This is a genomic window from Novosphingobium sp. FKTRR1 (assembly GCF_020404405.1).
GTDB lineage: Bacteria > Pseudomonadota > Alphaproteobacteria > Sphingomonadales > Sphingomonadaceae > Novosphingobium.
In genome coordinates this window covers 1-12338 of sequence record NZ_JAIZDA010000057.1, presented here as the reverse complement: position 1 = coordinate 12338, position 12338 = coordinate 1, and the positions used below count along the sequence as shown (strand labels likewise).

12 protein-coding genes are annotated in these 12338 nt (G+C 62.5%); 8 read left to right on the top strand and 4 right to left on the bottom strand.

The features are described 5' to 3' along the window. Window positions 1-633 precede the first annotated feature (633 nt). Complete coding sequence (locus LDN95_RS22170) at window positions 634-1617, bottom strand: fatty acid desaturase (protein WP_226019700.1); 984 nt, start codon at window positions 1615-1617, stop codon at window positions 634-636. A 132-nt stretch (window positions 1618-1749) separates the two neighbouring features. Between LDN95_RS22170 and LDN95_RS22165 the strand changes: the two genes are divergently transcribed. Both LDN95_RS22165 and LDN95_RS22160 read left to right on the top strand, forming a co-directional pair. Beyond that, on the top strand, window positions 1750-2583 hold the full coding sequence (locus LDN95_RS22165; protein ID WP_226019699.1) for a helix-turn-helix domain-containing protein: 834 nt from the start codon (window positions 1750-1752) through the stop codon (window positions 2581-2583). Then, a complete protein-coding gene (locus LDN95_RS22160) occupies window positions 2573-3409 on the top strand; it encodes a phosphate/phosphite/phosphonate ABC transporter substrate-binding protein (protein ID WP_226019698.1) in 837 nt (278 codons plus the stop codon). Before LDN95_RS22165 ends, LDN95_RS22160 begins: the two co-directional genes overlap by 11 nt. 80 nt (window positions 3410-3489) lie before the next feature. Here LDN95_RS22160 and LDN95_RS22155 read toward each other — a convergent pair whose 3' ends face one another. Next, the gene (locus tag LDN95_RS22155) at window positions 3490-4431 is read right to left on the bottom strand and encodes a GlxA family transcriptional regulator (protein WP_226019697.1); all 942 of its coding nucleotides are present in this window, start codon (window positions 4429-4431) and stop codon (window positions 3490-3492) included. Between the two features lie 163 nt (window positions 4432-4594). Between LDN95_RS22155 and LDN95_RS22150 the strand changes: the two genes are divergently transcribed. From LDN95_RS22150 to LDN95_RS22130, 5 genes are all read left to right on the top strand, one after another. Beyond that, a complete protein-coding gene (locus LDN95_RS22150; RefSeq protein ID WP_226019696.1) occupies window positions 4595-5359 on the top strand; it encodes an SDR family oxidoreductase in 765 nt (254 codons plus the stop codon). A 186-nt stretch (window positions 5360-5545) separates the two neighbouring features. Then, on the top strand, window positions 5546-5866 hold the full coding sequence (locus LDN95_RS22145) for a hypothetical protein (protein WP_226019695.1): 321 nt from the start codon (window positions 5546-5548) through the stop codon (window positions 5864-5866). A gap of 380 nt (window positions 5867-6246) precedes the next feature. Then, window positions 6247-7077 carry a 23S rRNA (adenine(2030)-N(6))-methyltransferase RlmJ gene (locus LDN95_RS22140; RefSeq protein WP_226019694.1) on the top strand — a complete coding sequence of 277 codons (831 nt, stop codon included), beginning with the start codon at window positions 6247-6249 and terminating at the stop codon, window positions 7075-7077. 369 nt (window positions 7078-7446) lie between these two features. Further along, entirely contained in the window at window positions 7447-8760 is a 1314-nt protein-coding gene (locus LDN95_RS22135; protein ID WP_226019693.1) for an NADH:flavin oxidoreductase/NADH oxidase family protein, read from the top strand. Between the two features lie 592 nt (window positions 8761-9352). After that, window positions 9353-10300 (top strand): alpha/beta fold hydrolase, encoded by a 948-nt coding sequence (locus LDN95_RS22130; RefSeq protein ID WP_226019692.1) that lies wholly within the window; start codon window positions 9353-9355, stop codon window positions 10298-10300. A gap of 361 nt (window positions 10301-10661) precedes the next feature. Here the strand turns inward: LDN95_RS22130 and LDN95_RS22125 are convergent, their stop codons facing one another. Then, a complete protein-coding gene (locus LDN95_RS22125; protein ID WP_226019691.1) occupies window positions 10662-11216 on the bottom strand; it encodes a TetR/AcrR family transcriptional regulator in 555 nt (184 codons plus the stop codon). Window positions 11217-11298: 82 nt separating this feature from the next. On the opposite strand from LDN95_RS22125, the gene LDN95_RS22120 reads away from it, so the two are divergent. Beyond that, window positions 11299-12102: an SDR family oxidoreductase gene (locus LDN95_RS22120; RefSeq protein WP_226019690.1), complete on the top strand. Its 804-nt coding sequence runs from the start codon at window positions 11299-11301 to the stop codon at window positions 12100-12102. A gap of 13 nt (window positions 12103-12115) precedes the next feature. Here LDN95_RS22120 and LDN95_RS22115 read toward each other — a convergent pair. Beyond that, window positions 12116-12338: hypothetical protein (locus tag LDN95_RS22115; protein WP_370631730.1), on the bottom strand; the 223-nt coding region annotated here is incomplete at its 5' end.

Below are 12338 nucleotides of genomic sequence, written 5' to 3'. Positions count from 1 at the left end.
TCGCAATCCCTCCCGGCTATGCTCGCGCCGGGCAATACCAGTCCATGTCACCATTCACTCCATCTCTTCGCAAAGAGGCGTGAATCACAACATGCTGGTATTGCTCAACAACTTTCGGATCAGGTTCTAAGGGGAAAAGGTCAAGCTGACCCCTGAGTGCCCTGAGCTCCGGAATTGACGAAAAATCGATTGAAAATCAGTTTGACCGGGCGGCGCGATGTTTGCAATCGGAAAATAAAGTTCGTGCGCCTTTGGCGAAAGGGTGGGGCATTTACTCGATGGATTACGCCCAAAAACTTGGCCTTAAGTTGCTGATTGAAAATAGACTAGTTGATTTCAGTACCTTGCCATGCAGCGGCAGATATAGCCGCATCGATATGCAGAAAAGCGACGGGGAGGCATAGACGATAGACCGCCCGAAGCCATTGGCGGTATCGATGAGCCTGCGGAATTCACTCACTCAATTCGCAGACTTGTTAAGGTCATCGCGAATCTGGGCCACACCGCCCGGCGTTGGGTTGTTTGAGGAACGATATCGGATCAGTCGAACCGATCAACGCAATTGCGGGGCATGGACGGTGCCATCAGCAATGCTGCCTCGCGGTGGCATGGACTGCGTGGTTGTGGCTGCCGTCAACGATCACGAAGTGCCCCTAGGTTCGCCGTGTCTGGCGCAAGTCGGAGCGCTGATGGGTGCACCACCGGTTCCTTGGCCCGCAATGCAAAAGAGCGCAGGACCGCACGGTAGCCGACAAAAACGTAGCCGTTGTTGATTGCCAACCATTCCGCCCGCCGCGCTTTGTAGGCGGCCGGAAGGGCGTACCACGGCAGGTGCGGTTGCTTATGGTGGACCAGGTGCAGATTGTTGTTGAGGAACAGCAGCCCCAGCATGGAATGCTCGACGATGACCGAGCGCGCATCGGGTGCCTCAGCCCAGCGGTGCTCGCAGAACCCTCGCACGCCAAGCAGCGCCATGGCGAGGTAGACGGCGCCAAGATAGGCGACGAGCGGCATCGCGAAGACGAAATGGATGATGCCAAGCACCATCGCCAGGCCGAGGCCGTGCAACGCCCAGGCGCCACGCCAGCGCCGTGCCTTTGCCCCGCGCAAGTTAATTGCGTTGCGCGCCTCGACCAGCAGGAAACGGATGGCAGCGATGGCCGGACCGATCAGGATGCGCCCTGCCAAAGTGGCATTCCAGACGAGCAGAAGCCGTATGAGAAGCGGCAAACGCTGGTGATGGGCCTTTGCCAGATAGGCGCTTTCCGGATCATCGTAGGGGTCGGTCAGGCGGCTGTCGACATGGTGGCGCAGATGCGTGTCCTGGTAGCGGCGATAGGGATAGAGCAGCCCCAGCGGGAGGAACACCAACGCCTCGTTCCAGCGGTCGCTGCGCGTGGGGTGCCGGTGGATCGCCTCGTGCTGCAACGACGAATGCAGCACGATGGACAGGGCCAGAAGCGGGACGGACAACCAGGGAGCGTAGGGGTAGAGTAATTCGCCGCCAGCCCAAACGGCATGACACACGAAAACCAGCGCCACGGTCTGCCATTCGATCGGCCCGACCTGCGCGCGAAGCAGCGCGCGCTCAAACTGTGCATGGCTGTGCTGGTTCATCGCCTCAGGGTTCCACCTCAGGTGATCCCTATCCAACCGAACTGATAGACATTCAACGCGACAATGGTGACGAAGCGTTGCGTCTATGCATCAAATGCGGCAATAGGTGATAATAGTCACAGAAAGTGGTTCATGGACAAACGTCAACTGGTCGAGGTGTTCCGGGCACGACTGCAAATCGTGTTCGAACGGTCGCGGCTGAGCCAGACCGCGTTCGCGCAAGCTATCGGCATCGACCGCTCGGCGTTGTCATTGCTGCTTTCAAGCCAGACCGTGCGCCTGCCACGGGTCGAGACGCTGCTCGCGATAGCCGAGCGCAATGCCGTGACGATGGACTGGCTGCTGGGCATCTCGCAAGACGAGGGCGTCACCGGCGCCATGCTGTCGAGCGGGGTGATCGAGACGACCGAGGAAGACGGGGCCAGCCTGCTGATGCGTTGGCATGGCGAGGCTGCGGGCAGCAAGATCCGCTATGTGCCCGCGCGCATTCCCGATCTGTTGCGCACTTCCGATGTGATCGCCTACGAAGCCTATGCGGCGCACCAGAGCCCCGAGGCACAGGCGCAGGACGCGGCATTCCGGCTGGAATACAACCGTGCGGCCGGCACCGACATGGAATGCTGCATGCCGTTGCAGACGCTCGAACTGTTTGCTTCGGGAACCGGTATCTGGAGCGGGCTTTCACGAGAGCAGCGGGGGGCGCAACTGGACCACATGATCGCGCTGATCGACGAACTCTACCCTTCGTTCCGCCTGTTCCTGTTCGACGGGCGCGAGCGCTTTTCGATCCCCTACACCATTTTTGGCTCGACCCGGGTCGCGATCTTTGCCGGGCAGATGTATCTGGTACTCAACAGCGCCGAGACGATACGGACCATGCAGCGCCAGTTCGAAGGCCTGATCCGCCATACGCGCATCCATGCGCACGAGACTGCAAGCTTCATCAGGACGTTGCATGTCGGCTAAGGATACCAATTTGGGTGCGCGCTTCGCCAGCCTTGCCATGTATCGCGATCCGCCGGTGATCGCGGAGGCGACGCGCGGGCTATGGGCACATTTGCGCGAGCAGTTATGTGCCGCCGGGCTGGCCGATGTCCCCGAAGCGCTGGATGAGGCAGCCGCGCACGATGCGGGTTGGCTCGATCCACGCCTGCTGCTGACGCAGACCTGCGGTTATCCTTTGGCAACGCGGCTGCGCGGCCGGGTGCGCGTGGTCGCGACGCCGGTCTACGATCATCCCGGCTGCCAAGGACCGCTGAATGGCAGCTTTGTGATTGTTCGCTCCGATGCGACCGCGGCCACAGTGGCGGATCTGCGTGGCGGTGTGGCGGCGATCAACGACCGGACCAGCAATTCGGGGATGAACCTGATGCGCCACTCCATCGCGCCCCATGCCGCTGGCGAGCGGTTCTTTGCGCGCGTGGTGGAGAGCGGCAGCCACCGCGCAAGCCTGACCATGGTTGCTCAGGGGCAAGCGGACGTCGCCGCGATCGACTGCGTGACATTCGGCAACCTCGCCCGCTTTGCGGCCGAAAGCACCCGCAACGTGCGCATTCTGGCGGAAACCGCAAAGACGCCCGGCCTGCCGTTCATCACGCGCGCATCCGCAAACGACGGGGAGGTCGCCTTGTTGCGAGGCGCGCTCGACCACTTTGCCCACGATCCCGCTGCCAAGGCGTTGCGCGATACGCTGGGCCTCAGCGGCTTCGCGGTGCTGCCGGAAAGCGCGTATGACGCGGCACTGGCGCTGGAGCAGGAAGCGATCGCGTTGGGCTATCCGTCGCTGGTGTAGCAACAGGATTGAGGCTCGCTGGCGCGGTCTGCCCCCATTGGCCAAACCGCAGCTCAACGCTACCGGAATGAACCGAAGCCTCAGGCTGCTCTGGCCAACCGCCGCATGGCCTGGGGCGGTTGGCCATATTGGCGCATGAACGCCTCACGCATGCGGCGCAGATCGGCAAAGCCGGTCTGCTGTGCCACCGCATCCAGACTATGTCGTGTGTCCTCCAGCAACAGCCGTGCCGCCTCCAGACGCAATTGCTCCACTGCCTTGGCGGGCGACTGGCCGGTTTCGGCGCGAAACGCGCGGCTGAACTGGCGCGGCGAAAGCGCGGCGACCTCGGCCAGCTCCTCCACGCTTAGGGGGTTGGTCAGATTACGACGGGCGTGGATCAGCGCGTTTTGGATGCGGTCGCTTCTCGCGGCCAGTTCCAGCAACTCGGAATGCTGCGATTGCCCGCCCGCACGTCGGTGATGCATCACCAGCCGCCGCGCCACGGCGCCCGCAACGTCGGCGCCGAGATCCCTTTCGACCAGCGCCACCGCCAGGTCGAGCCCGGCGGTCAGCCCCGCCGAAGTCCACACCGAGCCCTCGTTGATGAAAATGCGGTCCTCTTCGACACGAACGGCAGGATAGGAATCGCGCAGTTGGCGGGCGTAGGACCAATGGGTCGTGGCCCGCTTGCCATCCAGCAAGCCCGTCTGCGCCAACAGAAAGGCGCCCGTGCACAAGCCAGCCACGCGCCGCGCGCCCTGCGCCGCTTCGCGCAGAATGGCCAGCGTGGCCTCATCCTGCTGCGCTGGCGGCGTCGTGCCTGCCATCACCAGCAGCGTGTCGATCGGTCCCGCCTGCATCAGCGGCACGGTGGGCAACGGCAGTCCGGTGGAAGACGTCATCATGCCACCGTTCGGCGAATAGATACCGAGCGAATAGAAGTCCTCGCCAGCAACCAGATTGGCCAGCTCAAACGCGGCCTGCGCGCCCAACGCCAGAAACTGAAAACCGGGAGTCAGCACCATGGCGACGTGGGGCATGCGATGAGCCTCTCAAGCTATGACCTGAAAACGTAATTTATACGTCATTTGAGACAGAGTCGAGTCCTGCCATACGGAGCGGGTCGAAAGCGACTTGCCCTAGCGGAAATCGACCGTCGCCCGGACCGCACAGGGCACCGACACCCCCCCGAGGAGCAACCCCATGAAACTGAACGACAACACGATCCTGATCACCGGCGGCACCAGCGGCATTGGCCGCGCCCTTGCCGAAGCGCTGCACAAGCTGGGCAATCAGGTGATCATCGCGGGCCGCCGCCGGGCCCTGCTCGATGAGGTGACCGCTGCCAATCCCGGCATGGCTGCCATCGAACTCGACGTGGCCGATCCGGCCAGCATCGCCGCCGCCGCCAGCGAAGCCATCAGCCGCTTCCCCACCCTCAACGTGCTGTTCAACAACGCGGGCTACATGCCGTTCGACGATCCTGCTGGCGCGGTGGATGATGCTGAGCTGGACAACCTCAGCACCACCAATTTCCTCGGCCCGATCCGCATGACCGCCGCGCTGATTGAACACCTGAAAGCGCAGCCCGAAGCCACCGTGCTCTATACCACCAGCGCGCTTGCCTTCGTACCGCTGGCGACCAACGCCGTCTATTCCGCCACGAAGGCGGCGCTGCATTCCTATGCCTCGTCGCAACGCTTCGCGCTGCGCGACACCAGCGTGCGGGTTCAGGAAATCGCGCCGCCCTGGGTGGACACCGATCTGATCTACCGGAGCGGCGATCCGCGCGCGATGCCGCTCGATACCTTCATCGAACAGACCATCGCCGCGTTGGCAGGCGACGATCCGGAAGTACTGGTGGAAGCGGTCAAGCCGCTGCGCGACAATCCCGGCTCTGGCGAACATGCGCTGATCCACGGCTTCAACCAAAGCCTTGTCGACAATCCGATCCCCCTGGGAGCGTAATCTGCGTGCTGGGGGCTGCCGAACGGCAGCCTCCAGCACTGCCGTCAAAGCCAGCATCGTGGCCCGCTTGCCAATCGACTTCATTCCTTTTGCAAGGCCGAATTCGATGACGAACTGCTGATCCAGATACGCGCTGCCGACGACATTGCGATGGCCCGCAGCAGAAAACATGCTAGGCCCGTTGCCATGTCAAACACCCACAGGCTTGCCGGTACCGTCATCGTTGACGGGCTCCACTATGATTGGGAACTACGACGCGAGCCCAAATGGAGCGAAGCCGAAGGCTGGAGGGGCATGGCCGTGGCGTTGCTCCAGAAGGACACCCAACGCGGAGCGGTACTCGAATTTCCCACGCCGAAACGCTTGATGAAGGGCCTGCCGCCAAGTCGGCTCCAGATCAGCGACGCCCTTGTGTCCCGGGGAATTCGCGCCGCCCTGCAGGCCGGGTGGGAGCCACAATCGCGAGGCAAGCCCATGATCTTCATGGTCGACGCGGACGGCAATTAGGTGTTTGGTCGCGGCCTTTGATGGTGCGGATTTGGGGCGAAGTCCATCACTGACACCAGCAGACGCGGGCATCAAAGCGCCGCAGTTCTGATGTTCCGGTGCTATCGGAACGTCCTGCCGATATGGGGCGAAAGGCCGCTTCGCGGTAACGCCTGTCGCGCCCGGTTCCGTGATGATCGAATATTCCCATGCGCCCGGAACCTTGCTTCTTACGCCTCTGGTGGCGATCGCTAACGCGCGCTAGAGGCCTCGCGCAGAAGTGCTTTGAAGGTTTCCGCCCGACTCTTTACGAGCCCCGATTGGTTGCTTCAATCGCCTCGCGCTCGGCTTCCGCGCCAAGCAGCTCACATAAAGGCTGATCGTCAGGGTTCTGCATCGCAATGAATTATCGTCATTCCTTCCATGCTGGCAATAGCGCCGATGTCGTGAAGCACAGCCTGCTGATCGCCCTTGTGCGAGCCTTGCAGCACAAGCAGAGCGCGCTGACCCTGATCGACACCCATGCCGGCTGCGGGCTGTACGATCTTAACGGCGAGGATGCCCAACGCACCGGCGAGTCCACGCAGGGCGTGCTGCGGGCCTTTGCCGACCCGAACCCTTTGCTGGACGACTACCGCGCCGCCGTAAAGGCCATGAATGTCGAGGCCGAGCCGCAGCTCTATCCCGGATCGCCTCAGATCCTTGCGCAGCTTCTGCGCCCGCAGGACTTCCTGATCCTGAACGAAAAACATCCCGACGACGTCTATACCCTGCGTGGCGTGATGCGCGATACATCTGCTGCCGTGCACGAGCGCGACGCTTACGAGCTGTGGCTGGCGATGCTGCCGCCCCGAACGCCGCGCGGCGTGGTGGTGGTCGACCCGCCGTATGAGAAGCTGGACGAACGCGCGCGTATCACAGCCACCTTATCCGCCGCTTATCGCAAATGGGCGCACGGTGTGACGGTGATCTGGTATCCACTCAAAGACCGCGCCACGCATTGGCAGTGGAAGCAGCAGTTACGCAAACTCGGCATCCCGAAATTGCTGTGGGTGGAGCATTGGTTGTACGACAGCGATCAGCCGGGCATCTACAACGGCGCGGGGCTTTATATCGTCAACCCGCCCTATGCCTTCACGCAGGCGCTGCCGCCTCTGCTGGAAGCCCTTCGCGCCGCGCTGGCGCCGGAAGGGCATAGGGGCGAGATCGCAACTGATTGGTTGGGCGATTGAATTAGGTCGCAAACTCGTAAATTGCGCCTTCGAGGCACCCGAACGACGCCGTTGCGCGTCCGGTGCGGGTATTGCTGCATGGCATAGCGCAGCGCCGCAGCCAGTTCAGCCAGCAGGGCGAGGGGGGGAAGGGGCCTCTCCAGCCGGCACAAGATCAAGGTCCGACCAAGGCTTGGGGGCGCGGCCCGCGCGGCTGTCGACGCTGCCACGATCAATCAGTCTGGCCTCCGCCTAATACCAGGCCTTCCGCTGCAATCGATATCGGCACCCTTTGGCACACAGCGTCGTACGCACGTACAACATGATGGCTTGCAGTGTGCGCATGCGGTGCCAAAGTGGTCCCAAACATAACATCGCGGAGAGCCTACCATGACCACCCCCTTGCCGAGCTCAGCGCCCGATATCGCTGACAGCCTCACCCTGCCTTGCGGTGCGGTGCTGCCCAATCGTTTGGCCAAGGCGGCGATGACCGAGGGGCTGGCCGATCCGCAAGGGCGCGCAACGGCGGAACTTGAGCGGCTCTATGGCGTGTGGGCCGATGGCGGGGCGGGCTTGCTGATCACCGGCAATGTGCAGATCGATCGCGATCACCTCGAACGGCCCGGCAATGTCATCATCGCTGGCGCGCAAGACGAAGCCGCCCTCGCAGGCCTTCGGGCGATGGCACGCGCCGGAACGCGGGCGGGCGGGCACATCTGGATGCAGATCAGCCATGCCGGACGCCAAACGCAAGTCTCGGTCAACCCGCACCCCAAGGCGCCTTCGGCCATCGCCGTGGGCCTGCCGGGAAAGCAGTTTGGCTTGCCGGTGGCGCTGACCGAGGCGGAAATCCTGGATCTTGTCGAACGCTTTGGCGTGGCGGCGGAGGTAGCGAAAGATACCGGCTTTACCGGGGTGCAAATCCACGCGGCGCACGGTTACTTGCTCTCGCAGTTTCTAAGTCCGCGTTCCAACACGCGCACCGACCAGTGGGGCGGCAGCCTTGAAAACCGGGCGCGCATGCTGATGGCCACCATCGCGCGGGTTCGGGCAGGCGTGGGGCCGGCGTTCCCCATCAGCGTAAAGCTCAATTCGGCGGATTTCCAAAAGGGCGGCTTCGCCTTTGAAGACAGCGTGATCGTGGCAGGCTGGTTGCAAGCGGCGGGGGTCGATCTGCTCGAAATCTCAGGCGGATCGTATGAACAGCCCGCGATGATGGACACGGCCGGTATCGAAGCCCCCGACGTGCCTCCGCAAAAGGCCTCAACCGCTGCGCGTGAGGCCTATTTCGTCGATTTTGCCAAGACGATGCGCGCCTCGCTGACGATGCCGCTGATGGTGACCGGCGGTTTTCGGACGCGTCAGGCCATGAACGCCGCGCTGGCGCAAGGCGGGGCAGACATCATTGGCCTTGGCCGCCCGCTTTGCGTCGATACGGCAGGCCCCGCCAAGCTGCTCGCTGGCGCCGACGCGCTGGATCGCTGGGAAAACACGCTGCGACTGCTGCCGCCTTGGCTGTCGTTTCTGGGCGGGCTGAAAATGCTGCGCGCGGTCGAAGGCTTTGCCATCATATTCTGGTACTACGCCCAGATTGACGCGCTGGCGCGCACCGGCAAAGCCAATATCGGTCTGTCCCCGTTTTCCGCGCTGCTGAAGGTCCAAAAGGCGGGCAAAGTCTGGCTCAAGGCTAGAGACAGGTCGTAACCCTCGGTTGCTGGCGCCGATCCCGCTAGCGCACGCATACCGCGCCAGCCCTTCGCCCTGACGGGCCGAGGCATCGGCGAGCGCGGTGAAAGCAAGCGCCACAGGCCCGTTATGGCAGACCGGGGCCAGACCGGGGGCAGACCGGGGGCAGGGCGGACAAGGGCGCGCAAACGACCTGCCTTGTTCTCGCGATGAACGGTTGATCGGCGTACCTCGTGGATATGGCTGAACTGCTTGATAGTATGAAACTTTTCCATTGGCACTTCCCTGCGTTGTTTGTCGCATAGGGTGCCCAACTATGCCCAGCCGTTCCCCGATGCACCGGATTTAACGCGGCGGGGTTTTCTCCGGTTTGGCGGTGAGGGCGAGAAGCTTGGTGCGACCAGACTGGTCGTTGCCAGTCGAAGTGGCGATTGGAAGGAACGTCCCAGGAGACGCCCGTTGCCCACCGGCCGCAGCAGACCACCTCAAGCCATTCAGCCGCAGCGGCGTGAACGAGCGTTTATGCCGAAACGGGTCGCGATCCGAATTTGCCGAAATGGGATGGGCATGAGATGAAACTTTCCCCGGCAATTGGAAGGATGGCGAATCAATGGTGAGGTTTCTCAATGCCATTATGGGTGGTGGTGCCACCGCGCTTGCCGCAACCGCCGGGCTGGCTGCGTTCACGGCATGGAACCGCAAGCGCGCCGAACAATTGGTGCCGCCCGATGGGCAGTTCGCCGATGTAAAGGGTGGTCGCCTGCACTACCTCGCCATTGGTGAAGGAGCGCCGATCGTTCTGGTACACGGGCTTGGCGGTCAGTTGCGCAACTTCACTTATGCTTTGACCGAGCTTCTGTCGCCGCACCATCGGCTTATCTTGGTCGATCGGCCGGGATCGGGATATTCGACCTACCGAGGTGACGGCAAGTGCGGCCTTGCGGCGCAGGCGGCGATGATTGTCGAGCTGATGGACCAGCTTGGGCTCGACAGGCCGTTGGTGGTTGGCCATTCGCTTGGGGGTGCTGTTGCCCTGGCGATGGCGCTCGGCCATCCCGGCAAGATTGGCGGCCTTGCACTGCTCGCACCGCTCACTCAGCCCATCGAGGCCGTCCCGCAAGTATTCAAGGCGCTTGATCTGAGTTCGCCAATTGCCCGCACAGTGTTGGCATGGACGCTGGCGGCACCAGCAGGGCGCCTTGGAGCAGAGGCGGCGAATGCCGAGGTTTTCGGCCCCGAACCCGTCCCTGCCGATTTCGAAACGCGGGGCGGCGCGGCGCTGACCCTTCGTCCCGAAGCGTTCGTGGCGGCTTGCGGTGACGTCGAGGCGGCGCGCAACGAGATGGCGGGCATTGCCGCGCGATTTGGCGAACTGTCCATTCCGGTCGGGATCATGTTCGGGACAGGCGATCTACTGCTGGATCCCTCGGTACATGGCCTGCCGACCGTTACCGCGATCAAGGGTGCTGAGCTCAAGCTGATCGATGGCGGACATATGTTTCCGCTCACGCAACCTCAAGTCACTGCTGACTGGATCATGGAATGCGCCAACACCTGACTTTGCGTTGTCTCTGAAACCACCGGGTAGTGCCGACGATCATCGGCACCGTGTGAATGAGCGCCCATTGCGATGGCCGCTCCAAGCGCCGTGAATGTCGGCACTTCTCGCGGGAATTGCCAAGCAGATCCTTCCGATTAAAGCGGCAGCAGCCGACGATCTCACGCCGTTCGATTCGGTGGCGAATATGTCGGCTCCCGCCAGAACCTGCGGTTCGCAACGTCGATAGCTGCCGGGCAGCTAAGCGCGCGCTTCGCGTCGGCGCGTTGATGCCGGGTCGCCTTAAGCGGAACGACAGTGCGGCAAAGCCGGGAATGCCGCTCATTGCAGTGGCGTCGCGCTCGATACGCAAAGATCTGGATCAGGTTGGCTCTGTCCCCATGAGCGTGTCGGCGAGCGGCTGAAGAACTGCTAATAAGCTGTCATCGTCTTCGCTTGGAAGGTGTGCCCTGAGTTGGTTGTCGAGGGCCAGCATGGCCAAGCCATGAACAAAGGCCCAACACCCTATGGCACGCGCGGCTTTGTCGCTTGGAGACGCCGCCAGCGGGTCGTTGAGCAAGGCGAAAAGTCGGTCGCCTGCTTCGACCAGATCGTCGTAGCGGTGCTTGTTCGGAAACGCGCCGAACATCAGGCGGTACAGCGCGGGGTGGCGTCTTGCGAAGCCGATATAGGCGACACATCGCGTGAGAAAGGATGATCGCCGATCGCTGCTTGCGCCCGCTTCGGCCAGCTCGTCGTGCAATTGGTCGAACCCTCGGCGTGCGACTTCCGCCAGCAAGGCCTCCTTGCTGGAGAAGTGGCGATAGGGCGCAGCGCTGGAGACGCCAGCATCACGCGCCACCTCACGAAGCGAGAAGGTCTCCACACCGGACTGCTCGACGATCCGCACCGCGCTGTCGGCCAGCGCGGTTTTCAAATCGCCGTGGTGGAACGAACGCGAAGTTGACACTGCTTACTTCTCCGATATGTTAGCACTGTTTACACCAAAGGAGCGGCCGATGTCCAAGTCCTATACGATCATTACGGGCGCGTCCGAGGGCATCGGACGCGGTTTTGCAACAGCGCTCGCGGCGCAGGGCCGCAATCTCGTGATCGTCGCACGCAACGGCGAGCGACTTCGCCCGCTGGCGACGGAGATGCAGGCGCAGCACGGGATTGACGTCCGCGTCGTCGAGCAGGATCTTGCCCTTCCGGGGGCCGCTGGTGCGGTCCGGGAAGCGGTCGGCGATCTTCCGGTCGACTGCCTGATCAACAATGCGGGCTTTCAGGTCGCGATCGGTCCGTTCGCACAAGGCGATGCCGGGGCGGTACACAGGATGATCGCGGTAAACGTCGTGGCACTGACCGAGCTGACCTATTTGCTGCTTCCCGCCATCGTCTCCGCGCGGGGCGCGATTATCAATGTGGCGTCGCACGCTGCTTTCCAGCCGGTGCCCTATATGGCGGCATATGCCGCCTCCAAGTCTTACGTTCTGCACCTGACCGAAGCCCTTAGCAGAGAACTTGCCGACAGCGATCCGGGCCAAGTCTATGTCATGGCGCTTTGCCCCGGTGCGACAAGAACCCAGTTCTGGGACCGGTCTGCCTCTCCCGTCGAGAACACGCGCTTCTCCGTCATGACGGTCGAAGACGTGGTGGCGGTTGCGCTGAAGGCGCTTGGGCGCAGGCGCAAGACGGTAGTGATTCCGAGCGTGCTGCTTCGCGCAGCGACCCAGAGCTTGCGGGTCAGTACGCGTTCGCTCAATCTCGTGCTTGCCCGGTTGCTGACCGGATATAAGCCGGCCCCGCGACGTTCCAGCTAGGGCCTGTGGGGATTCAGCGTGAATTGATTACAGCTGCTGCGAGATAGATCATCGCGCAGAAGCTTTGGTCTGTTTTGCAGGCGCGCATGGCGATGCGCTTGAACTCTTTGAACCTGATCCGAAAGTTGTTGAGCAATACCAGCATGTTGTGATTCACGCCTCTTTGCGAAGAGATGGAGTGAATGGTGACATGGACTGGTATTGCCCGGCGCGAGCATAGCCGGGAGGGATTGCGA